Below are 22,106 nucleotides of genomic sequence, written 5' to 3' on the forward strand. Positions count from 1 at the left end.
GTCGCCGGGTCAGTTCTGATAGTAGTAGCCGCGCGGCTGATAAACCTGCCGCGGCTGCGGCTGATAGTAATAGCCCTGCTGGCCGTAGCCCTGGTCGTAATAAGGCCGCGGCTGCTGCTGATAGACCTGCGCGTCGTAGAGCGGGCGGGTGGCCGAGCGCGGCGCCGGATAGCGCGCGCCGGTGTCGCTGCCGTCGGCCGGGTAGATGTAATTGTCGTCCTGCGGCATGTAGCGCCGCGCGGGCTGCGCCGGCGGGGTCAGATCCACGGGGGCGCCGGTGGTGGCGTATTGGTCTTCGGCCGGCTGCGGGGCGCGGGCCACCGCAGTGTTGTTGCGGCCGCGCGGATTGCGCGCCAGCGCCACCTGGGCCGAGCCGGTCAGCGTCACCGTGGTGTTGAGCACGCCCTGCTGCTGCACCAGCGCATAGAGCGTCGAGGCATTCTGGCGCGACAGGCGCACGCAGCCATGGGATGCCGGCGAGCCGAGCCGGCCGACCGAGTCCGTGCCGTGGATGGCGTGCCCGACCTTGGTGAAGAAGATCGCGTGCGGCATCGGCGCGTCGTCGAATTCCTTGGAGTAGTGATCCTCTTCCATGCGGAAGGCCCGGAAGGCGCCGTTCGGCGTCTCGCGCGAGGGGAGGCCGGTCGACACCGGCCAGCGGTAGCGCGCGACCCCGTCGACGGCGACGGTCATCTGCTGATTGTCCTTGTCGACGGTGATCTCGACCTTGGCCTGCGCGGTGCCCGCGCTCAAAAGCATCAGGGATGTGAGAGCAATAAAAAACGAACGCATCTGACTTCTGGCCTCCGGCCTGTTCATGCTTAGCGCCGCGGCTCTCCGTCCCCCGGCGTGCATTATGCCTGCAGCCCGGCGTTGGTTCCAGCGGCCAGCCTGTCCATCGTTAACGTGATGGCAGGCGTAAGCAAGGCCGCTTTGTGCCGCGCCGGCCGGCGGCGCTGACATTTTCGCGAGCGCCGCGTGGTCAGTTCTTGAGCCGGTATCCGGTTCGGAAAATCCACCAGATCACGACCAGGCAGATCACCAGGAAGGCCAACGTCATGCCGATGCTGACGGACACGCTGACGTCGGCGATCTCGTAAAAGCTCCAGCGGAAGCCGGAGATCAGATAGACGACCGGGTTGAGCAGCGCGACCGTGCGCCATGTCGGCGGCAGCATGTCGATGGAATAGAAGCTGCCGCCGAGGAAGGTGAGCGGCGTCACCACCAGCATCGGAATCATCTGCAGCTTCTCGAATCCGTCGGCCCAGATGCCGATGATGAAGCCGAACAGGCTGAACGTCACCGCCGTCAGCACCAGGAAGGCCAGCATCCAGACCGGATGCTGGATATGCAATGGAACGAAGAGCCCGGCGGTCGCCAGGATGATCAGGCCCAGGATGATCGACTTGGTGGCGGCGGCGCCGACATAGCCGAGCACGATCTCAAAATAGGAGATCGGCGCCGACAGGATCTCGTAGATCGTGCCGGTGAATTTCGGGAAGTAGATGCCGAACGAGGCGTTGGCGATGCTCTGCGTCAGCACCGAAAGCATGATCAGGCCCGGCACGATGAAGGTGCCGTAGCTGACGCCCTCGACCTCGCTGATGCGCGAGCCGATCGCAGCGCCGAACACCACGAAATAGAGCGAGGTCGAGACCACCGGCGAGACGATGCTTTGCAGCAGGGTCCGCCAGGTACGCGCCATTTCGAACAGGTAGATGGCGCGGATGGCGCGGTGGTTCATGACGTCCTCACGAGGTCGACGAAAATGTCCTCGAGCGACGATTGCGTCGTGTCGAGGTCGTTGAAGCGGATGCCGGCGGTGCGGAGGTCGCCGAGCAGGCTGGTGATGCCGGTGCGCTCGCCCTGGGTGTCGTAATCGTACACCAGCGTCGCGCCGCCGTCGCAGAGCTCGAGCTCGTAATGGCTGAGGCTTTCCGGCAACGCCGTCACCTTGTTCTGCAGGTGCAGCGTCAGCCGCTTCTTGCCGAGCTTCTGCATCAAGGTGGTCTTGTCCTCGACCAGCACGATCTCGCCCTTGTTGATGACGCCGATGCGGTCGGCCATCTCCTCGGCTTCCTCGATGTAATGCGTGGTGAGGATGATGGTGACGCCGGATTGCTGAAGCCCGCGCACCACCTCCCACATGCCCTTGCGCAGCTCGACGTCGACGCCGGCGGTCGGCTCGTCCAGGAACAGGATCTGCGGCTCGTGCGACAATGCCTTGGCGATCATCACGCGGCGCTTCATGCCGCCCGAGAGCGTGATGATCTTGTTGTCCTTCTTGTCCCACAGCGAGAGGGCCTTCAGCACCTTCTCGATGTGATCGGGGTTCTTCGGCTTGCCGAACAGGCCGCGGGAGAAGCTCACGGTCGCCCACACGCTTTCGAAGGCGTCGGTGTGCAATTCCTGCGGCACGAGGCCGATCAGCGAGCGCGCCTTGCGGTAGGAGGTCTGGATGTCCTCGCCGCCGACCAGGACCCGGCCCTCGCTCGGATTGGCGATGCCGCAAATGATCGAGATCAGCGTGGTCTTGCCGGCGCCGTTGGGGCCGAGCAGCGCAAAAATCTCGCCGCGCTTGATGTCGAGGTTGACGTTCTTGAGCGCCTTGAAGCCGGACCCATAGGTCTTCGACAGATTGGCGACGGAGATGATGGAAGACATGATGGCCGCGAGGCTGAGGAGCAAAGGCTGGGGAGGGGGCCGGACCATCCAGGAGGACAGGTCGGCGGAGCCCTGAAATAGGAACGCCATTGTCCCTCCGCAATTCCCCGGAGAAAAATGGTCTCAAAACAGGCGCTTTAGTGGCAGGTTCCGGGCAAGTGTTGCGCGATGGTCACGGCTTGCTGCTAAGATTGGCGCTCACGCGCCTCTTTGTTGCGTCTGCGAGCGCGCCGTGGCTACGATTCCGGCCAATCGCGAAGCGTATCGTCTCCAGGGAAAAGATCGATGAGACCGAACGGCCGTCACACCGCCGGCGCCAGCCAATTGTCCGCCCTCCGTGTTTGGGCGATGGGCCTGCTCCTGCTGTCAGCTGTTGCCATCAGCCCGACCACTGCCAAGGCCGCGCCGAGCCAGGCCGCGGCGGCGACCACGCATGTCTATCTGCTCCGCGGCGTGCTCAACATCTTCTCGCTCGGCCTCGACACCATCGGCGCCCGGCTCCAGGCGCAGGGCGTTCCGGTGACCGTCGCCAATTTCGTGTCCTGGTCCTCGCTCGCCGATGAAGCGGCGGCTGCCTACAAGGCCGGTCGGCTCAAGACCATCATCCTGGTCGGCCATTCCTCGGGTGCGACCGCGCTGCCCGACATGATCGCCAAGCTCAACCAGCTCGGCGTGCCCGTGAAGCTCGCGATCGGCCTCGACTCCGTGTTCAAGACCAAGCTCTCGACCGGCGCGGAACGCTACATCAACATCTATATCGGCGATGGCCCCGGCGAGCCGGTGCGGGCCGCGGCCGGGTTCCGCGGCAAGCTCGACAATGTCGACATCCGCGGCAGTGGCGTCGGCCACATCTCGATCGACAAGAACGAGGCGATCCAGCGCCGCGTCATCGCCGAGATCGACGCCGCCATCATGCGCTCGCGCGCCCCGGCTGCGCGAGTCGCCGAACCCGCTGCGCCGCGGCCCGCACGCGCGGCGGCGGCAACGGATCCGGCGAGGAATTGAGCCGTCGCGCATCCTGCCGCGTGATGCCGCCTAAGCTGGCGTCACGCGAACCGGCATGCTCTCCAGCCCGCGCAGGGAATTGTTGAGCCTGCGCTTCGGCTCCGCCGCGAGCTCGATCGTCTTCACGCGCCTTGCGAGCTCGCCGAAGATCAATTCGCCCTCCAGACGCGCGATCATCTGGCCGACGCAGGCGTGTATGCCTGCGCCGAAGCCGACATGGCCGGTCGCAACCCGCTCCACGTCGAAACGGCCCGGCTTGTCCCAGCGCGCGGGATCGCGATTGGCGGAGGCCATGAACAGCAGCACCTTGCGGTGCGCCGGGATCACGCCGCCGCCGATCTCGGCATCGCGCGAGGTGGTGCGAAAAAACGTCTGCACCGGTGAATCGTAGCGAAGGCCTTCCTCGAAGGCGTTGCGCGCCAGCTCTGGTTTCTCGTGCAGCTTGCGATATTCGTCCGGATGAGTGGCGAGCGCGAGCAGGGTATTGCCGATGCCATTGACGGTGGTGTCGATTCCTGCCGTGAGGAACGGCCGCACCAGATGCGTCGCCTCGTGCTCGGTGATCTCGCCCTCATCGGCCGCCTGGTAGATCATCATGCCGAGGCTGTCGGGCCGTAGCGCATCGCGCGCACAACATTCCATGATCCAGCTCTGCGCCGCGAGACCATCCTTCCGCGACGCCGCGAGGATCTCGTTCTCCGGGCCGAAGCTGTTGAATACGAACGTGCTCCAGGCGAGCAGCTTCTCGCGCCCATCGGGGCGGATGCCGATCGCGTCCGGAAACACCTTCATCGGATAGGCTTCCGCAAGATCGGTCACGGCATCGAACGTGCCTTTGTCGATCAGCTCCGAGACCTTCCTCTCTGCTTCGCGCTGGAACGTCTCGCGCAGCTTCCTTGCGACGCCCGGAGATAGCGTGCGGCCGAGCACGCGGCGGCCCTTGTCGTGGTCGGGTGGATCGATCTGCAGGGTCAGCGGCTTTGGCAGCGCCGGGTTCATCCCGTTCAGCCCGACGCCCTCGCCACTGATGAACGTTTTCCAGTCCTTCAGGGCCGCTTCGACCTCGGCATTGCGGGCCATGGCCCACACGCCGTAGCGTTCCACCTCGAACACCGGCCCGATTGCGCGCAGCGCCTCATAGGCGGGATAGGGATCCGTCAGAAAGCCGGGCGCGAACGGATCGACCGGACTGGATGCAATGCCGCTCATGGTCAGCTCCGAACCGCTATTGCTTTGCGAGCGGGCACTGACCGTCACTCTCGGACCGGAACGCGTCCTCGCCCTTGATCGTGGCAACGACCTTCAGCAGATCCCAGGACGAATTCGATTCCTCGGGAGCCTTGACCTGCAACAGGTAGAGCGGATGGATCTTGCGGCCGTCCTTGCGGATGTAGCCCTTGCCGAACAACTGATCGTCGGTCGGCATCTGCTTCATCGTCGCGACCACGGCCTTGCCGTCCTTGGCGCCGCCGGCCTTGTCGACCGCCTTGAGGTAGTGGATGACCGAGGCATAGACGCCGGCCTGCATGTCGTTCGGATAGGCCTTCGAGGGAATGCGTTCGGCGAAGCGCTTCGCGAAAGCACGCGTGCCGTCGGTCAGATCCCAGTAGAACGGATTCATGATCTGCGCGCCCTGCGCAAACTTGAGCCCAAGCGCGGGAAGGCCGTTCATGCCGAGGATCAATCCGACCAGCTTGTGATCCTTCGTCAGCCCGAACTCGGCGGCCTGCTTCATCGAGGTGATGGTATCGTCCCCCGCATTGGCGAATGCGATGACGCTCGCGCCCGACGCCTGGGCCTGGAGCAGGAATGAGGCGTAATCAGCCGTGCCCAACGGATGCCGCACGCTGCCGAGCACCTCACCGCCGGACGCTTTCACGGCTTCCGCGGCCTGCTTTTCCAGATCATGGCCGAACGCGTAATCCGCGGTGATGAAGAACCATTTCTTGCCGCCCTGCTGCACGATGGCCTTGCCGAGGCCGCGCCCGTAGGAATAGGTGTCGTAGGTCCAGTGCACGGTGTTTGGCGTGCACTTCTCGCCGGTCAGCAGCACCGTGCCGGCGCCCGAGCCGATGAAGACCTTGTTCTTCTCGGCGCTCATGCCGGCCACGGCGAGCGCAATCGACGAGTTCGGAATGTCGAAGACCGCATCGACGCTCTCGTTCTCGTACCAGCGCCGGGCGATACCGATGCCGATGTCCGTCTTGTTCTGATGGTCCGCCGCAACGACTTCCACCGGCTTGCCGGCGGCCTTTCCGCCATAGTCCTCGACGGCCATCTTGGCGGCGACGACCGAGCCGATGCCCTGATAGCTCGCGAACGGCCCCGATTGATCGTTCAGGATGCCGATCTTCACGACGTCCTGGGCCAAGGCCGGTGCGGCGGTCAGCACCGCGGCCACCATGCACAGTTTATGCAGGAATTTGCTGTTCATTGTGTCCCTCCCATGGGCGGTCTTGGTGCCGCTCTATAATAGTTATATTTTATAGCTATTTTTGAGAGTGTCAATTCGGCCGACTTGTGGCCGCCGGATCCAGGATCATGAGCCCGAAAGCAGTCAGACCCGGAGCAAAGCAGCCTCAACCGTCGGAGACGTCACTGGACTTGCGCGCGCTGCAGCGCACGCCCGGCTTCATGCTGCGGCTCGCGCAGCTGAAGTTCTTCGAAGGCTTCTACGAGGAGTTCGCCGCACTGGGCCTGACGCCGGCGACCTACGCGATATTCGTCGTCATTCGCGACAATCCGGGCGTTCCCCCCAGCAGCCTTGCCAGCCTGCTCCGCCTGCGCCTGCCGAACCTGATCAAGATCCTGAACGAGCTGGAATCGTCCGGCTTCATCAAGCGTAACCGCTCGAAATCCGACCGCCGCGCCGTCGAGTTGATGCTTACGCCGAAGGGCGCCAAGCTCATTCAGGACGGGGCAAGCCTGACGGGGCTCTATAACCGGAAGATGCTGGCCCCGCTCACCGAGGCGGAGCAACGCACCCTGCTCGAATTGCTCAATCGGCTGCTGCCGCTTTAGCCCGGGAGAGGCCCGCCTGAGGCCGACGGTCGCAGCCACGTCCAGCGGCGCGGCAGCCGGAGAGGGCGCCGGACGAGAGATGGTCGGTTCCGTGCCCCAAAATCCACCCAATCGATGGTCACTAAGCCGGTCAGGGGAGGCCCCTGCCTCCCGTGGTGGGACTGCTGGACTGATGATTCATTCGAGGCGACTCCTCGCGCTGGCAGCAGTGGTGCTGCTCGCCTTGAGCAGTGGCATGGCCGCTGCTACTCCCCCCAAGTCCAAGACCAACGCGACCGCCCCCGCCGCGCCGCCGCCGCCTCCGCCGTTCGAGCCGTTGCCGCCGCCAAAAATCTACCTGTTCCGCGGCGCCATGGGCCCGATCTTCTCGACCGGCATGGATCGGCTCGAAGAGAAGCTAACGAAGGCCGGCTTCTCGGCCAACGTCTACGAATTCACCATCTGCCGGTGGATCGGCGATCGCGCCATCTCCAGCTATAAGGAATCGCCGGCGCCGATCGTGCTGATGGGCCATTCCATGGGCGGGCTGTGCTCGATCGTCATCTCCGAGATGGCGGCCAAGGAGAACATCCCGATCAGCCTCGTCATCGCCATCGATCCCGCGCAAGCGACCGGCGATGTCCCCCTCAACGTCGAGCGCTTCATCAACATCTTCCTGTCCGACAGCGTGCTCGGCGGCGGCGACGTCGTGGCTGTTCCCGGCTTTCGCGGCCATTACGCCAGCTATGACCTCAAGCGGAACGCGCGCGTCACCCACATCAACATCGAGAAGTCCGACGATATCCATCGTCAGATCGTCGAGATGGTGACGCAGCTGCCGCGCATTCCGCCGCAAACGCAGGCCGATGCCGTGCCGCTGCGCTATCTCGTGCCGGCGGATACGCTGGTCGAATTGTGGGACAGTGGCGTGCGGGTGCCGGTGCGCCGCGGCGACACCATGGAGAGCATCGCAGCAGCAAACCGCGTGCCGCTGTGGACGCTGGCGCAGAGCAACTCGCTGCCCGAGAACGCGCAGCTGACGCCGGGCCAGACCATCATCGTCCCCCGCCATCTGACACCGCCTGAGCCGGCCGCCGCGATGGCCACGCCGCCGGCGTCACCGGCGGCGCGGAGGTAGGGGCCGTTATCTTGCCGCAGAAGGCGGTTCGCTCCCTCTCCCGCTTGCGGGGGAGGGTTGGGGAGGGGGTCTCTCCTCGATCGAGGACCCCAGAGAAGAGAGCCCCCACCCGCCGCGCTCTGGCGCGCAATTGCGCTGCCGAGCGCGTCGACCTCCCCCGCAAGCGCAGGGCTGTCGCATTTGGGAGTTTTTCCCTGCGGCCATCCTTCGAGACGCCCGCTTTGGCGGGCTCCTCAGGATGAGGGCGGAGTGCGCGGCAGCAGTTTCAACGAGCACCGATGCTGATTAGCCTCATCCTGAGGAGGCGCGTCAGCGCCGTCTCGAAGGACGAGGCGTGCGCGCGGGCCGCCGCCGCAAGTCATATGCGATAGCCCTGCCCGCAAGTGGGAGAGGTGCAGCGAGTCCTTGGCGACACTCGATCCGATAAGACTAAAAATTCGATCCGTGGATCGCATCGATCACGGCGTCCGTGACCTCCTTCGTGGTCGCCTTGCCGCCCACATCCGGCGTCAGCACGCCCGCGGCGCAGACACGCTCGACGGCGGCCATCAGCCGTAAGGCGGCATCCTTCTCGCCGAGATGCTCGAGCATCTGCGCGCCGGTCCAGAACGTCGCGACCGGGTTGGCGATGCCCTTGCCGGTGATGTCGAACGCCGAGCCGTGGATCGGCTCGAACATCGAGGGGAAGCGGCGCTGCGGATCGATGTTTCCGGTCGGGGCGACGCCGAGGCTTCCAGCCAGCGCGCCGGCGAGATCGGAGAGGATGTCGGCGTGGAGATTGGTTGCGACGATGGTGTCGAGGCTCTTCGGATGCAGCGTCATGCGCACCGTCATGGCGTCGACCAGCATCTTGTCCCAGGTCACGTCAGGGAATTCGCCGGCGACCTCGGCCGCGATCTCGTCCCACATCACCATGCCGTGGCGCTGCGCGTTCGACTTGGTCACGACGGTCAGCAGCTTGCGCGGGCGCGACCGCGCGAGCTGGAACGCATAGCGCATGATCCGCGTGACGCCGACGCGGGTGAAGACGGCGACTTCGGTGCCGACCTCTTCCGGCAGGCCCTTGTGGGCGCGGCCGCCCATGCCGGCATATTCGCCTTCCGAGTTCTCGCGCACGATCACCCAGTCGAGATCGCCGACGCCGACATTGCGCAGCGGCGAGGCGACGCCCGGCAGGATCTTGGTCGGCCGCACATTGGCGTATTGGTCAAAACCCTGGCAGATCGGCAGGCGCAGGCCCCACAGCGTGATGTGGTCGGGCACGTTGGGGGCGCCGACCGCGCCGAAATAGATCGCGTCGAACTTCTTCAGCTCGCTGAGGCCGTCCGCCGGCATCATCACGCCGTGCTTCTTGTAATAATCCGAGCCCCAGTCGAACGTCTTGACGTTGAAGGCGAGATCGCCACTGCGTTTTGCGAGAGCCTCCAGCACGCGGACGCCGGCCGAGATCACCTCGGGGCCGATGCCGTCGGCGGGGATGGCTGCGATCGAATGGGTGCGCATGGGAAGGCTCCGTTTGAGAGATCGCGCCGGCATATCCGGCCGTCGGCGTCGCTGGCGAATCTAGACGGGAGTGCCGGGCAAACTCAATCGGCGCTGGTTTATACAAAAAAATGATATAATCTCGGGAGGTCGCCACGGCGTCATGGCCGGGCTTGACCCGGCCATCCACGCCTTTCCCCGCGGCCCAAGAACGTGGATGCCCAGGACAAGCCCGGGCATGACGACCTCGCGCAAGTCTCAAGCGCGGTCGGGCGAGGCGAGAGGACGGCGAATGGAATTGCATCAGCTCCGATGCTTCGTGGCGACGGCCGAGCAGCTGCATTTCGGCCGCGCGGCGCAGCAGCTTCAGATGCTGCCCTCCGCGCTCGGCCGGCAGATCCGGCTGCTGGAGGAAGACCTGGGCACTCGGCTGTTCGCGCGGACCACGCGCGCGGTGTCGCTCACCGAGGACGGCACGACGCTGCTGCGCGATGCCCGCACCATCCTCGCCAAGGTCGAGGCGGTCGAGAGCAACCTGCGCAATCGCTCGCGCGCGGGGACCGCGCGGCGGCTGCGGGTCGGTGCTATCGACAGCGCGGCGGCCGGACTGTTGCCGCCGCTCCTGCGCGATTTCCGCGTCAGGCATCCTGACATCGCGGTGCAGCTCCTCGAAGACAAGACTGTCCGGCTGCTGCCGAAGATTTTGACCGGCGCGCTCGATCTCGCCTTCGTCCGTCCGCCTGACCGGCCGGACAAGCGGCTCGAATTCCGCGGCCTGCTCCAGGAGAGCGCGATCGTTGCGTTCCCGCGGCGGCACGCGCTGGCCGGGCGCAAAGCGATCACGCTGGCGGATATCGCCGACGAGGCGATGCTGGTGCCGGACCGGCGCTCGCGGCCGCACAGCCACGACCTCACCATAAAGCTGTTCGAACAGGCCGGCCTGACGCCGCGCATCGTTCAGGTCGCCGACGAGAAGCAGACCATCATCAACCTCGTGGCAACGAAGCTCGGGGTCGCGATCGTGCCGCGCTGGACCGCACGGATGGCGGTGACCGGTGTGCGCTTCGTGCCGCTTCGACTGAGGCAGAGCGGGCCGGTGGGCCGGTTGCCGCTTGCCGCCGCCTGGCTGCGCGGCTCGCGCGATCCGGCCCGCGATGCCATGCTGGCGGTTCTGGAAGCCCGCCTGCGCAGCTATGCGCGGGAGGCGTGAGCGGCTATGACATCGGCCAAGACAGAGGCCAGGACAGAGGGATGGTGATGACGGATCAGACGGCTTCAGGCGAATTGCGGGTGGCCATTGCCGGGCTGGGCTCGATCGGCACCAAGATCGCGACCGCGCTCGATCAGGGCATCGAGGGCCTGTCGCTCGCGGCCGTGGCCGTGCGGGATCCCGCCAAGCATCAAGCCTTCATCGACGGCTTGCGTCGCCCACCGACAATCCTGCCGCTCGACCAGCTCGGCAAGGCCGCCGACATCGTCGTCGAATGCGCGCCGAGCAGCCAGCTGCGTGCGATCGTCGAGCCTGCGGTGAAGCGCGGCAAGGCCGCGGTCGTAGTCAGCGTCGGCGGCTTGCTCGACAATTTCGATCTGGTCGATCTCGCCCGCGCCAATGGCGGCCGTATCCTGGTGCCGACCGGCGCGCTGATCGGCCTCGATGCCGTCAACGCCGCCGCAATCGGCACCATCCATTCCGTGAAGATGGTGACCCGCAAGCCGATCGACGGCTTGAAGGGCGCGCCGTTCATCGTTCAGAACAACATCGACATCGACAATCTGCGCGAACCGCTGAAGCTGTTCGAGGGCAGCGCGCGCGAAGCGGCAAAGGGCTTTCCGGCCAACGTCAATGTCGCCGTTGCGTTGTCGCTCGCGGGCATCGGGCCCGATCGCACCGAGATCCAGGTTTGGGCCGACCCGACCGTGACGCGCAACGTTCACCGCATCGAGGTCGAGACGGACTCAGCGCGCTTCTCGATGGGCATCGAGAACATCCCGTCCGAGAATCCCAAGACCGGCCTGATCACCGCGTTGTCGGTGATCGCGCTGCTCCGCAAGCAGCGCGCCACGCTGTGCGTGGGGACGTGAGCTCCTACGCCCCCGTCACGCGCCAGATCACGTTGCCGACGTCGTCGGCCATCAGTAGCGATTTCCTGCCGGGACCGATCGCGACGCCGACCGGGCGGCCGTAGGATTCCTTCTCGTCCGGCGACAGGAAGCCCGACAGGATGTCGCGACCGGGGCCGGACGGCTTGCCGTTCGCGAACGGGATGAACACCAGCTTGTAGCCGGACAGCTTGCTGCGATTCCACGAGCCGTGCTGGCCGATCACCATGCCGTCGCCGAAGCCGGGCAGGGTGCCTGCGGGCATCCAGCACAGGCCGAGCGAAGCGGTGTGGCCACCGAGCGCATAGTCCGGTTGAATTGCCTTGGCAACCATCGCCGGATCCTGCGGCACGCGGTCGTCCACCGTCTTGCCCCAGTAGCAATAGGGCCAGCCGTAGAAGCCGCCGTCGCGCACGGAGGTGAGATAGTCGGGCGGCGTCTCGTCGCCGAGGCCGTCGCGCTCGTTGACGACGGTCCAAAGCACGCCGGTCGTCGGCTCCCAGGCAAGGCCCACGGGATTGCGCAGGCCGGCCGCAAAGATGCGATGCGTGCCGGCGACGAGATCGAGCTCGTAGACCGCGGCGCGACCTTGCTCGACCTCCATGCCCATCTCGGCGATGTTGCTGAGCGAGCCGACGCCGGCATAGAGCTTCTTGCCGTCGGGACTGGCGAGCAGGCTGCGCGTCCAGTGGCCGGCGGGCTTGAATGTCGTCAGCCGCTTGCCCGGTGCTGTGATGCGGTCGGCGTCGGCAACGTAAGGAAAAGCCATCACGCCGTCGGTGTTGCCGACGTAGAAAGTGTCGCCGACCAGTGCCATGCCGAACGGCTGGCTGAGGTTCTCCATGAACGCGCCGCGAATCTCCGCAACGCCGTCGCAGTCCTTGTCGCGCAACAGCGTGATGCGGTTGGCGGAGACGCCGAGCGCGGCGGCGCGCCGCATCGTCGCCTGCATCGCATAGTGGAACACGCTGCGCGGGGCGCCCGCGATCTGCGTTGCCTCCGCGATCAGCACGTCGCCATTGGGCAGCACCTCGATCCAGCGCGGATGGTCGAGACCGGTCGCGAACGCATCGACCTTGAGCCCGGGTGCAGCGATCGGCTTCTGTCCGTCGCGCCAGCCGCGTGCGGTCGGCATCTTCAAGGTGGGGATCGCGCCTTGCGGTTTCGCTTCGGGAATGGCGGGCTTCTCGCCCCAGGCCGGCGCGGGGTCGGTGCCCTTCATCTTGCGCCATTGCAGCGCGATGCCGCCGATGAAGGCGACGAACTGCGCGAAGATGCTGGAAAACGTCATGACAAGCCCCCGGTTGCGCGCGCATCCAACTGGCTGACGGGGCCGACGTCAACCTGTGCGGAGCTCAGCACGGGCCTATTCCCGTGGAATGGCAGCCGATCGAATTTGCATGGGACAGGTCGCGGCGTCGGCCCGGAGATCAACGGCCGATCTGCCGCTCCAGCCGTCGTGCCACGCGAAAATCATCCAAGTGACGGATGTTCGGCGCCAGCGCCGCTTCCCTGGAGAGCAGATGATAAACCCGCGCCACCGTGCGCTGCTTCTGCTTCGTACGCCCGGGGGGCAGCGCCCGCGCCTTGCGGACGGCGGCGATCGCGTGTGCGCGAAAATAATCATAGGCGTCCGACATGGCTCGATGCTCTGCGGCCGAGTCGAGGGCTAACGGACCAGCGGAGGTGTGGTTCCTTGGCGAGTCGGATCGTGCGCTCGTGCCCCGGACGCAGCGCAGCGCGTCCGGACAGGAGAGTGACGCCCTCACCGCGGCGACGTGAACGGAATGATCATCGGAACGCGACGGCAATAGGCTCCATAGGCGTCCTCGCCGAGCTCCTTCGAGAGGAACACCTCTTCCATCCGGCCCTTCTGCCACATACCGAGCGAGATCAGGATCGCGCCGAGGATCGTCGTCACCAAGCCGATCGCGATGCCGGTCACCAGCATGCCGAAGATCAGGCCGGTGTAGATCGGGTGACGGACGATACCGTACGGGCCGGTGTCGATGACGCGGTGGTCTTCCTTCTGGGTGATGGTGTTGGACCAGAATTTTCCGAGATGCAGCCGGCCCCACCATGCGAAAGCGATGCCGGCAACTGAGAGGACCGCAGCGATGATGATGCCGGTGTTGCCGAGCACCCAAAGCGGCTTCCAGCCCATGGCTTCCGCAATGAACGGCGTGTACAGGATGCCGCCGACCAGGATCGGCAGGCGATAGCGCTGCGACTCCAGCGTCATCACCTGCTTCTTGGTCTGCCCCTGCCAGAACGAGGCGCCGACCCAGCTGGCCAGAAAAGCGAGCCAGATCAGGGCGAGCAGTTGTGTCGGCCAGGTCGTGGTCCAGCCACCCCAGGCGACAGAGAGAAGCTTGCTGAAATCGAAAGACATGAAGGTTCTTTGCGTTTGAAGCGGCGTCAGCTCGCGCGCGAGGACAGCGCGTGATGCTTGAGGGCGCCGGAGGGCTGCTGGCCGTTGCGGGCGAGCAGATGGGTGACGGTTTCGCGCAAGACCGGCTCGATCGGACGCGGCGAATAGCCGAGCTCTGTTCGGGCCTTGCCGATTGAAAGATCGCTCGCGGCGAGCGCGATCCGCACGCCCTCGGCGGTGCCGTTGGGCGGCCGGCGCGTGATGTGGTCGGCGATGTATTCGAGCACGATCGCGGAGAGCTCGGCGATCTTGCCGGGTACGACGACCGGAAATTGCCGGCGGCCGCTCATCGCCGACATCATGCGCAGGATGTCGCCGAGCGGGACGCAGTCGCCGCCGAGGATGTAGCGCTGTCCGAGGCGGCCGCGTTCCATGGTCAGCACGAGACCCATGGCGACGTCGCGGACGTCGACGAGGTTGACCAGGAAGTTGAGATGCGGCTGCACTTTCTTCTGCAGGAAGTACCAGAGCATCGCGGTCGGCGGTGTCAGATGTTGGTCTGCGGCGCCGATCGGCATGGTCGGCGTGCCGATCACCAGCGGGAAGCCCGCATCTGCCGCCTTGGCGGCATGATGCTCGGCAAGCGATTTCGACCGCGTGTAGGCGCCGGGCATCGCCTCGGCCGGCTGCAGAGCCTCTTCGGCGGGAACGCCCTTGAGGTCGGAATAAGGGAACAGGATCGATTCGGTCGAGCAGTGCAGGAAGCGCGAGACGCCGCGCTTCATCGCCGCCGCCAGCACGATTTCGGTGCCGCGGCAATTGACCTCGTGAAAGTCCTGCTTGTTGGCGACCCACATGCCGGGCAGGCCGGCGAGGTGATAGACCTGATCGCAACCGGCGATCGCCGCATCGACCGCGGCACAGTCCAGCACCGAGCCATGGACGTGCTCGACATCCGCGTTCGCCGCGCTCGGCACACGGACATCGAGAACGCGGACCCGCTGCCCACGGGCGCGGAGCGCTTCTACGAGGTGATGTCCGATGAAGCCACTGCCACCGGTAACCAGGACGAGAGCCATGCAGAAGTTGCTATTTCGCTTCGAGCGTTATCGGGTTGAAAGAGAATTGGCCGGAAGAGGCGCCAGAATCGCGGCAAGGTCGCGACGGAAGCCCAATGCAATGAATAATTTTGCCATGACGAACATCGGTCCAAGCAAAAGATGCGAGGGGAACGTGAACAACGAGGCCTCGCGCCCCTCAAAAACCTTGTGGCCGATGGCCTGTGCGGCGAGGCCGAGCACCACCAGCGTGGCGAAAATCGCCCACATCGTCGCGGTGCTGACTTGCGCCGCGATGGTCGTCGCAACCGAAAACAGCACGACGGAGACGGCCAGAATGCCGAGCCCGAGCGCCGCGTCGAGCAGCAGCCAATAAATCAAGACCGGAACAGCCAGGACCACCGCCAGGCTGACGTTGAATCCGAACAGCGGAAGCTTGACCAGCGTCAGCGGCAGCACGGCGCCGGTGAACAGCAGCAGGATGCCGACCACATGCATCGCCGTGTTGCGGGGATCGCGATGGTACTCGACATAAACGGCAAGTTGGCGCTGGAAAAAGCCACCCATTTCGGTCTCATGCAGCACGGGGTCGGGAAGGGCGAACAGAGGCTATAGCACTGGACCGAGCGGTGCACAAACCGGCACTTTTGTCGCCTGAAACCGTGCGCGCGCGCCCGGGACAGGCTGCAAAATAATCCGCACTTCAAGGGGTTCCGTCAGCCGCGGAGCCGCCTTCGCTCAGCGCTTCTTGGCGGGCTTTTTCGCCGCAGGCGCTGGTGTCGCAGCCGGACGCGTCTCTTCCGGCAGCTTGGCATAAGTCAGGATCTGCAACTGGCCGTTGACGGCGGAGGTCGGCTTGGCCCGATCGAGAAACTGCTCCTCGCCGAGGCCGATCGGATGCAGCCGCTTGGTCGAGATCTTGAAGGTGTTCACCAGGACGTCACGGATCGCATCGGCCCGGCGCTGACTCAGGATCGCATTGGCCTCGCGCGTCTTCGAATTGGATTCGACGTGGCCGACGATCAGGAAAGTGTAGGGCAGCAGCGAGGAATGAACCAGCGCGTCCGCAATGCGGCCAACGGTCTGGTAGGACGCCGGCTGGATGATCGGCGTGTCGGCGTCGAACTGGATCTGCGCATTGAAGGCGGGCAGCTTGGCGAGCTCCGGCGCGATCAGCGGCCGGTTCACCGGCCCCGGATCGTTCTTGATCCTGGTCTTGGCGCGCTCCATCACCTGCTGCTTCAGCGCGGGCAGGTCAACCTCGGCGGCCTCTTCGAAATGGTTCAGCTTCGCGACAATGTCGTCGCGGGTCGGCGCCGCCGTCTGCGCGCCGGCGGGGCCCGCGAGCAAAGCGAGCCCCAGCGCCAAGCCCAGTCCTGCGGTAGCGAGCCCGTTCGCGCGCATCAGCGATACCCCGCGTCGTCAACGGCCTTCAGGCAGTTGTTGCTGATGCCCTTGGGCGTCGAGACCAGGCACGGGATCGACTTGCTGGTCTCCTTGGTCGAGCCGCCGCAGACCTTGACGATCTCGCGCTGGCAGGCGTTCGCTACCGTCACGCGCGCGGCGACGCGCTTCTGGATGGCGTCGAACACGCCGAGATAGTCGCTCGTGCATTGCGGCGAGAGCACGTCGCGATTGCGCGACAGGCATTCCTTCAGCCGGTTCGAATCCGGGTTGACGCCGCGGCAATTGGCGACGATTTCCGCCCCGCAGCTCGCCGCCAGCTTGCCGATCGAATCGCCAAAGCTCATGGTCTCCGCCGCCGCAAGCGACGGCATCCCCAATGCAAGCACGATCAATGTGACGGAGCCCCGGACCATGGGTTGCATCTGATACGGGGAAGTTCGCGGCGGTCAAGGGGCGTTCGGGCGAGAACTGTCGAGAGTTGCGCAGTGCGGCGAACAGTCCTCACTCGGCCTCAGCGAGGGGCGGCCAGTCGACCAGGGCGACGGTATGGTTCCTGAGGTCCTCGGCAACCTCGGGATCGGCCTTGAGCTCGTCCAGCGTCCGCGGCGGGGGCAGCTGGCGCCCGTCCGCGGTCAGCTCCTGCGCATAGAATGCGAGCGCCTCGGGCGCATTCTCCAGGGCCTCCTCGACATCGTCGCCGCCGGAGATGCAACCGGGCAGGTCCGGAAACCACAAGCTCACGGTTTCGTCCGGGTCGGCGTCCTCGATGATGGCAACGTACTGAGCCATATCGGGCCTCACGCCCGCTGCACGAAACTGTCCACGACCTTCTTCTCGCCGGCCTTGTCGAAGGCGATGGTGAGCTTGTTGCCGTCGATCTTGGTGACGCGGCCATAGCCGAATTTCTGGTGGAAGACGCGGTCTTCCAGCGAGAATTCGGACGTCGTGCCGGTCGATTTGGCGACCAGCTCGCCTTCGATCGTCAGGGGCCCGCGCCGGCGCGAGGCGAAGCTGCCGAAATCGGGGCCGGATGACGAGGAGGTCGAGAACGTCGCGGCCTCTTCCTCGAAGCCGCCGCTTCGGCCGCCGCCATTGCGACCGCCGCCGCGATTCCGGTTCGCCTGCGCGCGCTGCCAGCCTGGGGTCGAATAGCTGGAGCCGAACGCCTCCATGTCGTCGAAGCGCGAGGCGCCGTAGCCGCCGCTGCCGCCCCATCCAGAGCCGCCCTTGGACTCTGTGATCTCGACATTGGCCGCCGGCAATTCGTCGAGGAAGCGCGACGGGATCGTTGTCGACCAGGTGCCATGGATCCGGCGATTGGTCGCGAAATAGATCTTTGCACGGCGGCGGGCGCGGGTCAGGCCGACATGGCCGAGCCGGCGCTCTTCTTCCAGGCCGGCGCGGCCCTGTTCGTCCAAGGTGCGCTGGCTCGGGAACAGGCCTTCCTCCCAGCCGGGCAGGAACACGTTGTCGAATTCGAGCCCCTTGGCCGAATGCAGCGTCATCAGCGACACCGCGTCGTCCTCGGCGCCACCCTCGCGGTCCATCACCAGCGAGATGTGCTCCAGGAACCCTTGCAGGTTCTCGAACTCCTCCATCGAGCGCACCAGCTCTTTCAGATTCTCCAGCCGGCCCGCGGCGTCCGCCGAGCGGTCCTTCTGCCACATCTCGGTATAGCCGCTCTCGTCGAGCACGATCTGGGCGAGATCGGTGTGCGCGGTGACCTCGCGCTGGGCACGCCAGCGGTCGAACTGCACGATGAGATCGCGAAGCGAGCCGCGCGCCTTCGGCTTCAGCTCGTCGGTCTCGACCACGGCGCGCGCCGCCTCGAACAGGGGAATGCGGCGCTTGCGGGCGTGGTCGTGCAGCATCTGCACGGTGGCGTCGCCGAGCCCGCGCTTGGGCGTATTGACGATACGCTCGAAGGCGAGATCGTCGGCCGGCGAATTGATGACGCGCAAATAGGCCAGCGCGTCGCGGATTTCGGCGCGCTCGTAGAAGCGCGGGCCGCCGATGACGCGGTAGGGCAGGCCGAGCGTGACGAAGCGGTCTTCGAACTCGCGCATCTGGTAGGAGGCGCGCACGAGAATGGCGATCTCGTTGAGCTTCTCGCCCTGGCGCTGCAGCTGCTCGATCTCCTCGCCGATGCCGCGGGCTTCCTCTTCCGAATCCCATGAGCCCGTGACGGTGACCTTCTCGCCGTCCTGGTCCTCGGTGCGCAGCGTCTTGCCGAGCCGGCCTTCATTGTGCGCGATCAGGTGCGAGGCGGCGGCGAGGATGTGACCGGTCGAGCGATAGTTGCGCTCCAGGCGAATGACCTTGGCGCCGGGGAAATCGTGCTCGAAACGCAGGATGTTGTCGACCTCGGCGCCGCGCCAGCCATAGATCGACTGGTCGTCGTCACCGACGCAGCAGATGTTTTTGGTCTTCTCCTTCTCCCCGCTTGCGGGGAGAAGGCCGGGATGAGGGGGAGTCTCCACGAGCTCGGTGCTTGGAGAGGCCCCCTCACCCGCATCGCTTCGCGATGCCACCTCTCCCCGCAAGCGGGGAGAGGTGGAAGAAGGCGCCTGCGACAGCAGCCGCAGCCACAGATATTGTGCGACGTTCGTATCCTGGTACTCGTCGACCAGGATGAACTTGAAGCGCTGCTGGTACTGCCTGAGGATATCCGGGTGCTCGCGGAAGATGCGGATGTTCTCCAGCAGGAGATCGCCGAAGTCGGCCGCGTTCAGGATCTTCAGCCGTTCCTGGTAGCTCGCATAGAGTTTGCCGCCCTTACCATTGGCGAACATCGCGGCTTCGCCCGACGGTACCTGTGAAGGCATCAGGCCGCGGTTCTTCCAGCCGTCGATCAGGCCGGCCAGCATCCGCGCCGGCCAGCGTTTCTCGTCGATGTTCTCGGCCTGCAGCAGCTGCTTGAGCAGCCGGACCTGGTCGTCGACGTCGAGCACGGTGAAGTTCGACTTGAGCTGCGCCAGCTCGGCATGGATGCGCAGGATGCGGCCGCCGATGGAGTGGAAGGTGCCGAGCCATGGCATGCCTTCGACGGCGTGGCCGAGCATTTGGCCGAGCCGGTGCTTCATCTCGCGCGCGGCCTTGTTGGTGAAGGTCACCGACAGGATTTCGGCCGGGCGGGCGCGGCCCTGGCTCAAGATGTGCGCGATGCGCGTGGTCAGGACGCGGGTCTTGCCGGTGCCGGCGCCGGCCAGCACCAGGACCGGGCCGTCCAGCGTCTCCACTGCCTCGCGCTGCTCCGGATTGAGCCCGGCGAGGTATTTCGGGCCCACCGAGGCGCGCGCACGCGCGGCGATGCCGCCGGCTGCGGGCTGGTGGTCGGGTACGGCTGTGATCTTGCTCGGCTCGGTCATGCGAATCATCGGCCCCACGATGGCACCGCGGGGTGGTGGAAGGGAGCCTTCTTAACAGGGATTGGTGCCTATATGGGGCGCCGGGCCGGGTTTTCCACGTGCGCGGCAGGCCGATTTGTTCCAGCTGAGCCAGCGAATTTCGCTCCCGCCGGGACCGGAACTATCGTTCTCACGTCGAGATTGTCAGGACAGGTGGCGCGGCCAGCCGCGTCGATCGCAGACAACATCAAGACGAGGGTTTGACCATGCTAGGCTGGGTTGTGACGTTTCTGGTTATCGCACTGATCGCCGGCATCCTGGGCTTCGGCGGCGTCGCCGGCGCTTCGATCGAGATCGCCAAGATCATCTTCTTCATCGCAGTCGTTCTGTTCCTGGTCTCGGCCGTCGTCGGCCTCGCCCGCGGCCGCAACAGAATATAGCTGCGATGTTCACCTCTCTCCGACGGGGAGAGGTGAACCACAGGCGGCAGACGGCGCCTGAGCCACTAACGCTTCGAGGGCATCGCCACGCTCCGGCCGATGCCCTCGGGTCGCGTCAAGGCGCTGTGGGACTTGGCAACTCCAGCAATGCGCTGCTGGATGTCGGTCGGAAAAGGCGCGACGCGCCGCGCATTCATGTCCATGTGCAGTGACATGTTCTCGGACGTCGCCGACAGCCAGCCCTCGGTGCCGTGCCGCATCTCCTCGAATGTGTGCAGCCGCTTGTCATCGGCGTCGAGCAGCCAGACTAAGATCTGCACGGGATCGCCGAGATGGATCTCCCGCAAATAGCGCACGTGGCATTCGGCGGTGAAGGTCGAGCCGTGGCGCTCTGTCTTGTAGACCGGGCCAATCCCGAGCTCGAGCCAGAACTCGTCGATCGCCCGATCGAACATCACGTTGTAATAGGCCATGTTGAGATGGCCGTTATAGTCGATCCATTGCGGCTCGACCTGCATGATCGAGGAGCGAAACGGCTCTGCGTTCGGCGCTGTGGCGGCGGTCTCCGGCATTTGTCCTTCCCAAGCTATGCGTCCAGTCCCTTGACTTGACCGGTTATATGTCCTTTGCCACGGTCTCTTCTCGTCGGGAGGAATTCCGTGGGTACGACCATCACCAATAATCCGCCGCGGCCGGAGCCGAAAGCCCTCGCAAGCGCGCTGGAGCAGCTTGCCGCGCGCTTCGGCAACCGCCTCATCACCTCGCAGGCCGTGCGCGAGCAGCACGGCCATACCACCACCTGGATACCCAACCAGCCGCCTGATGGCGTGGTGATGGCGCAGGAGACCGCCGACATCCAGGACGTGGTGCGGATCTGCGCGAGACATCGCGTGCCCGTCATTCCCTTCGGCACCGGCACCTCGTTGGAGGGGCAGGTCAACGCTCCCGCGGGCGGCATCTCGATCGACCTGCGCGACATGAACAAGGTGCTGGCGGTGCATGCCGAAGACCTCGACTGCGTGATCCAGCCCGGCGTCACCCGCAAGGCGCTGAACGAGCATCTGCGCGACCAGGGCCTGTTCTTCCCGATCGATCCCGGCGCGGATGCCTCGCTCGGCGGCATGGCCTCGACCCGCGCCTCCGGCACCAATGCGGTGCGCTACGGCACCATGCGCGACAGCGTGCTGGCGCTCAAAGTGGTGCGCGGCGACGGCGAGATCATCACCACGGGCACGCGCGCCAAGAAATCGTCCGCCGGCTACGACCTGACGCATCTGTTCGTCGGCGCCGAAGGCACGCTCGGCATCATCTCCGAGCTGACCATCCGCCTGCGCGGCATCCCGGAGACGATCGCGGCCGGCGCGGTGTCGTTCGCGACCGTGCACGGCGCCTGCCAGGCCGTGATCCTGGCGATCCAGACCGGCATCCCCGTCGCGCGCATCGAGCTGCTCAATGCCGCGCAGGTCAAGGCCTGCAACGCCTATTCCAAGCTGACGCTGCCGGAGACGCCGCTTCTGCTGATGGAATTCCACGGCAGCGAGATCGAGGTCGCCGAGCAATCCAAGGCGTTCGGCGAGATCGCGAGGGACTGCGGCGGCGGCGATTTCTCCTGGACCACCAAGCCGGAGGACCGCACCAAGCTGTGGCAGGCGCGGCACGATGCTTATTGGTCGGTGAAGGCGCTGCGGCCCGGCGACAGCATCGGCGTGGTCGCGACCGACGTCTGCGTGCCGATCTCGCGGCTCGCCGATTGCGTCAGCGAGACCGAGGAGGATCTCAAGCGGCTCAATTTGCTGTCGCCGATCGTCGGCCATGTCGGTGACGGCAATTTCCACTGCTCGCTGGTGTGCGACACCAACGACGCCGACGAGATGGCGCGCGGCGAGGAGTTCATGCATCGTCTGGTCGAGCGTGCGCAGGCCATGGACGGCACCTGCACCGGCGAACACGGCATCGGCCAAGGCAAGCAGAAATATCTCGAGGCCGAGCTCGGCCCCGAGGCGCTCGATGCGATGCGGGCGCTGAAGCAGGCACTCGATCCGCTCAACATTTTCAACCCCGGCAAGATCGTGCCGGAGGCATAAGGCGGCGCCC

23 protein-coding genes are annotated in these 22,106 nt (G+C 65.5%); 7 read left to right on the forward strand and 16 right to left on the reverse strand.

Features of this window, described 5'->3' with window-relative positions; genetic code table 11:
* Positions 1–9: 9 nt before the first annotated feature.
* The 3 genes from ACTEK7_RS28525 to ACTEK7_RS28535 all read right to left on the reverse strand — a co-directional run bounded on the left by ACTEK7_RS28525 (position 10) and on the right by ACTEK7_RS28535 (position 2,664).
* Entirely contained in the window at positions 10–819 is an 810-nt protein-coding gene (locus ACTEK7_RS28525; RefSeq protein WP_081492937.1) for a L,D-transpeptidase, read from the reverse strand.
* Positions 820–982: 163 nt separating this feature from the next.
* On the reverse strand, positions 983–1,744 hold the full coding sequence (locus ACTEK7_RS28530) for an ABC transporter permease (RefSeq protein ID WP_036006407.1): 762 nt from the start codon (positions 1,742–1,744) through the stop codon (positions 983–985).
* Positions 1,741–2,664: an ABC transporter ATP-binding protein gene (locus ACTEK7_RS28535; protein WP_225114526.1), complete on the reverse strand. Its 924-nt coding sequence runs from the start codon at positions 2,662–2,664 to the stop codon at positions 1,741–1,743. Before ACTEK7_RS28535 ends, ACTEK7_RS28530 begins: the two co-directional genes overlap by 4 nt.
* Positions 2,665–2,949: 285 nt before the next feature.
* On the opposite strand from ACTEK7_RS28535, the gene ACTEK7_RS28540 reads away from it, so the two are divergent.
* Positions 2,950–3,669 (forward strand): hypothetical protein, encoded by a 720-nt coding sequence (locus ACTEK7_RS28540; RefSeq protein ID WP_036024916.1) that lies wholly within the window; start codon positions 2,950–2,952, stop codon positions 3,667–3,669.
* A 30-nt stretch (positions 3,670–3,699) separates the two neighbouring features.
* On the opposite strand, the gene ACTEK7_RS28545 is transcribed toward ACTEK7_RS28540, so the two are convergent.
* Together ACTEK7_RS28545 and ACTEK7_RS28550 are read right to left on the reverse strand one after the other, a co-directional pair.
* Entirely contained in the window at positions 3,700–4,878 is a 1,179-nt protein-coding gene (locus ACTEK7_RS28545) for a cytochrome P450 (RefSeq protein WP_225143102.1), read from the reverse strand.
* A gap of 16 nt (positions 4,879–4,894) precedes the next feature.
* The gene (locus ACTEK7_RS28550; protein WP_225143100.1) at positions 4,895–6,103 is read right to left on the reverse strand and encodes an ABC transporter substrate-binding protein; all 1,209 of its coding nucleotides are present in this window, start codon (positions 6,101–6,103) and stop codon (positions 4,895–4,897) included.
* Positions 6,104–6,210: 107 nt separating this feature from the next.
* Here ACTEK7_RS28550 and ACTEK7_RS28555 point away from each other — a divergent pair, with 107 nt between their 5' ends.
* Positions 6,211–6,690: a MarR family winged helix-turn-helix transcriptional regulator gene (locus tag ACTEK7_RS28555; protein ID WP_225147828.1), complete on the forward strand. Its 480-nt coding sequence runs from the start codon at positions 6,211–6,213 to the stop codon at positions 6,688–6,690.
* A gap of 172 nt (positions 6,691–6,862) precedes the next feature.
* Positions 6,863–7,807, forward strand: coding sequence for a LysM peptidoglycan-binding domain-containing protein (locus ACTEK7_RS28560; protein ID WP_036006428.1), 945 nt, complete (start codon positions 6,863–6,865; stop codon positions 7,805–7,807).
* 429 nt (positions 7,808–8,236) lie between these two features.
* On the opposite strand, the gene ACTEK7_RS28565 is transcribed toward ACTEK7_RS28560, so the two are convergent.
* Complete coding sequence (locus ACTEK7_RS28565) at positions 8,237–9,310, reverse strand: tartrate dehydrogenase (RefSeq protein ID WP_225147827.1); 1,074 nt, start codon at positions 9,308–9,310, stop codon at positions 8,237–8,239.
* A 271-nt stretch (positions 9,311–9,581) separates the two neighbouring features.
* Here ACTEK7_RS28565 and ACTEK7_RS28570 point away from each other — a divergent pair, with 271 nt between their 5' ends.
* A complete protein-coding gene (locus ACTEK7_RS28570) occupies positions 9,582–10,499 on the forward strand; it encodes a LysR family transcriptional regulator (protein WP_109144957.1) in 918 nt (305 codons plus the stop codon).
* 47 nt (positions 10,500–10,546) lie between these two features.
* Positions 10,547–11,371: an aspartate dehydrogenase gene (locus ACTEK7_RS28575; protein ID WP_225147826.1), complete on the forward strand. Its 825-nt coding sequence runs from the start codon at positions 10,547–10,549 to the stop codon at positions 11,369–11,371.
* Between the two features lie 4 nt (positions 11,372–11,375).
* Here ACTEK7_RS28575 and ACTEK7_RS28580 read toward each other — a convergent pair whose 3' ends face one another.
* The 9 genes from ACTEK7_RS28580 to ACTEK7_RS28620 all read right to left on the reverse strand — a co-directional run bounded on the left by ACTEK7_RS28580 (position 11,376) and on the right by ACTEK7_RS28620 (position 19,602).
* Positions 11,376–12,680 carry a PQQ-dependent sugar dehydrogenase gene (locus ACTEK7_RS28580; protein WP_225147825.1) on the reverse strand — a complete coding sequence of 435 codons (1,305 nt, stop codon included), beginning with the start codon at positions 12,678–12,680 and terminating at the stop codon, positions 11,376–11,378.
* 139 nt (positions 12,681–12,819) lie between these two features.
* Entirely contained in the window at positions 12,820–13,029 is a 210-nt protein-coding gene (locus ACTEK7_RS28585; RefSeq protein WP_157284748.1) for a hypothetical protein, read from the reverse strand.
* 125 nt (positions 13,030–13,154) lie between these two features.
* Entirely contained in the window at positions 13,155–13,781 is a 627-nt protein-coding gene (locus ACTEK7_RS28590) for a methyltransferase family protein (RefSeq protein ID WP_225147824.1), read from the reverse strand.
* Between the two features lie 26 nt (positions 13,782–13,807).
* Positions 13,808–14,839, reverse strand: a complete 1,032-nt coding sequence (locus tag ACTEK7_RS28595; RefSeq protein ID WP_225147823.1) for an NAD-dependent epimerase/dehydratase family protein — start codon at positions 14,837–14,839, stop codon at positions 13,808–13,810.
* 27 nt (positions 14,840–14,866) lie between these two features.
* Positions 14,867–15,385: an Mpo1 family 2-hydroxy fatty acid dioxygenase gene (locus ACTEK7_RS28600; RefSeq protein WP_157284818.1), complete on the reverse strand. Its 519-nt coding sequence runs from the start codon at positions 15,383–15,385 to the stop codon at positions 14,867–14,869.
* 171 nt (positions 15,386–15,556) lie between these two features.
* Positions 15,557–16,222, reverse strand: a complete 666-nt coding sequence (locus ACTEK7_RS28605; protein WP_109144953.1) for an OmpA family protein — start codon at positions 16,220–16,222, stop codon at positions 15,557–15,559.
* On the reverse strand, positions 16,222–16,638 hold the full coding sequence (locus ACTEK7_RS28610; protein ID WP_036006450.1) for a hypothetical protein: 417 nt from the start codon (positions 16,636–16,638) through the stop codon (positions 16,222–16,224). The genes ACTEK7_RS28605 and ACTEK7_RS28610 overlap by 1 nt, the downstream gene beginning before the upstream one ends.
* 88 nt (positions 16,639–16,726) lie before the next feature.
* Positions 16,727–17,014, reverse strand: a complete 288-nt coding sequence (locus tag ACTEK7_RS28615) for a type II toxin-antitoxin system HicB family antitoxin (RefSeq protein ID WP_036024931.1) — start codon at positions 17,012–17,014, stop codon at positions 16,727–16,729.
* A gap of 8 nt (positions 17,015–17,022) precedes the next feature.
* Positions 17,023–19,602, reverse strand: coding sequence for an ATP-dependent helicase (locus ACTEK7_RS28620; protein ID WP_225147822.1), 2,580 nt, complete (start codon positions 19,600–19,602; stop codon positions 17,023–17,025).
* A 236-nt stretch (positions 19,603–19,838) separates the two neighbouring features.
* Here ACTEK7_RS28620 and ACTEK7_RS28625 point away from each other — a divergent pair, with 236 nt between their 5' ends.
* Complete coding sequence (locus tag ACTEK7_RS28625) at positions 19,839–20,012, forward strand: DUF1328 domain-containing protein (RefSeq protein ID WP_036006471.1); 174 nt, start codon at positions 19,839–19,841, stop codon at positions 20,010–20,012.
* Positions 20,013–20,077: 65 nt separating this feature from the next.
* On the opposite strand, the gene ACTEK7_RS28630 is transcribed toward ACTEK7_RS28625, so the two are convergent.
* Positions 20,078–20,584: a thioesterase family protein gene (locus tag ACTEK7_RS28630; RefSeq protein WP_109144952.1), complete on the reverse strand. Its 507-nt coding sequence runs from the start codon at positions 20,582–20,584 to the stop codon at positions 20,078–20,080.
* A gap of 87 nt (positions 20,585–20,671) precedes the next feature.
* On the opposite strand from ACTEK7_RS28630, the gene ACTEK7_RS28635 reads away from it, so the two are divergent.
* Complete coding sequence (locus tag ACTEK7_RS28635) at positions 20,672–22,096, forward strand: FAD-binding oxidoreductase (protein ID WP_225147821.1); 1,425 nt, start codon at positions 20,672–20,674, stop codon at positions 22,094–22,096.
* The last annotated feature ends 10 nt before the right edge of the window (positions 22,097–22,106 follow it).

The organism is Bradyrhizobium sp. JHI2711, from assembly GCF_056156565.1.

Bases quoted from the DNA above. Each gene is read 5' to 3' on its own strand.
- ACTEK7_RS28535 (WP_225114526.1), bottom strand. From the start codon at position 2,664: ATGTCTTCCATCATCTCCGTCGCCAATCTGTCGAAGACCTATGGGTCC.
- ACTEK7_RS28585 (WP_157284748.1), bottom strand. From the start codon at position 13,029: ATGTCGGACGCCTATGATTATTTTCGCGCACACGCGATCGCCGCCGTC.
- ACTEK7_RS28590 (WP_225147824.1), bottom strand. From the start codon at position 13,781: ATGTCTTTCGATTTCAGCAAGCTTCTCTCTGTCGCCTGGGGTGGCTGG.
- ACTEK7_RS28625 (WP_036006471.1), top strand. From the start codon at position 19,839: ATGCTAGGCTGGGTTGTGACGTTTCTGGTTATCGCACTGATCGCCGGC.
- ACTEK7_RS28545 (WP_225143102.1), bottom strand. From the start codon at position 4,878: ATGAGCGGCATTGCATCCAGTCCGGTCGATCCGTTCGCGCCCGGCTTT.
- ACTEK7_RS28615 (WP_036024931.1), bottom strand. From the start codon at position 17,014: ATGGCTCAGTACGTTGCCATCATCGAGGACGCCGACCCGGACGAAACC.
- ACTEK7_RS28550 (WP_225143100.1), bottom strand. From the start codon at position 6,103: ATGAACAGCAAATTCCTGCATAAACTGTGCATGGTGGCCGCGGTGCTG.
- ACTEK7_RS28525 (WP_081492937.1), bottom strand. From the start codon at position 819: ATGAACAGGCCGGAGGCCAGAAGTCAGATGCGTTCGTTTTTTATTGCT.
- ACTEK7_RS28605 (WP_109144953.1), bottom strand. From the start codon at position 16,222: ATGCGCGCGAACGGGCTCGCTACCGCAGGACTGGGCTTGGCGCTGGGG.
- ACTEK7_RS28575 (WP_225147826.1), top strand. From the start codon at position 10,547: ATGACGGATCAGACGGCTTCAGGCGAATTGCGGGTGGCCATTGCCGGG.
- ACTEK7_RS28540 (WP_036024916.1), top strand. From the start codon at position 2,950: ATGAGACCGAACGGCCGTCACACCGCCGGCGCCAGCCAATTGTCCGCC.
- ACTEK7_RS28565 (WP_225147827.1), bottom strand. From the start codon at position 9,310: ATGCGCACCCATTCGATCGCAGCCATCCCCGCCGACGGCATCGGCCCC.
- ACTEK7_RS28570 (WP_109144957.1), top strand. From the start codon at position 9,582: ATGGAATTGCATCAGCTCCGATGCTTCGTGGCGACGGCCGAGCAGCTG.
- ACTEK7_RS28610 (WP_036006450.1), bottom strand. From the start codon at position 16,638: ATGGTCCGGGGCTCCGTCACATTGATCGTGCTTGCATTGGGGATGCCG.
- ACTEK7_RS28620 (WP_225147822.1), bottom strand. From the start codon at position 19,602: ATGATTCGCATGACCGAGCCGAGCAAGATCACAGCCGTACCCGACCAC.
- ACTEK7_RS28580 (WP_225147825.1), bottom strand. From the start codon at position 12,680: ATGACGTTTTCCAGCATCTTCGCGCAGTTCGTCGCCTTCATCGGCGGC.
- ACTEK7_RS28600 (WP_157284818.1), bottom strand. From the start codon at position 15,385: ATGGGTGGCTTTTTCCAGCGCCAACTTGCCGTTTATGTCGAGTACCAT.
- ACTEK7_RS28560 (WP_036006428.1), top strand. From the start codon at position 6,863: ATGATTCATTCGAGGCGACTCCTCGCGCTGGCAGCAGTGGTGCTGCTC.
- ACTEK7_RS28595 (WP_225147823.1), bottom strand. From the start codon at position 14,839: ATGGCTCTCGTCCTGGTTACCGGTGGCAGTGGCTTCATCGGACATCAC.
- ACTEK7_RS28555 (WP_225147828.1), top strand. From the start codon at position 6,211: ATGAGCCCGAAAGCAGTCAGACCCGGAGCAAAGCAGCCTCAACCGTCG.
- ACTEK7_RS28630 (WP_109144952.1), bottom strand. From the start codon at position 20,584: ATGCCGGAGACCGCCGCCACAGCGCCGAACGCAGAGCCGTTTCGCTCC.
- ACTEK7_RS28530 (WP_036006407.1), bottom strand. From the start codon at position 1,744: ATGAACCACCGCGCCATCCGCGCCATCTACCTGTTCGAAATGGCGCGT.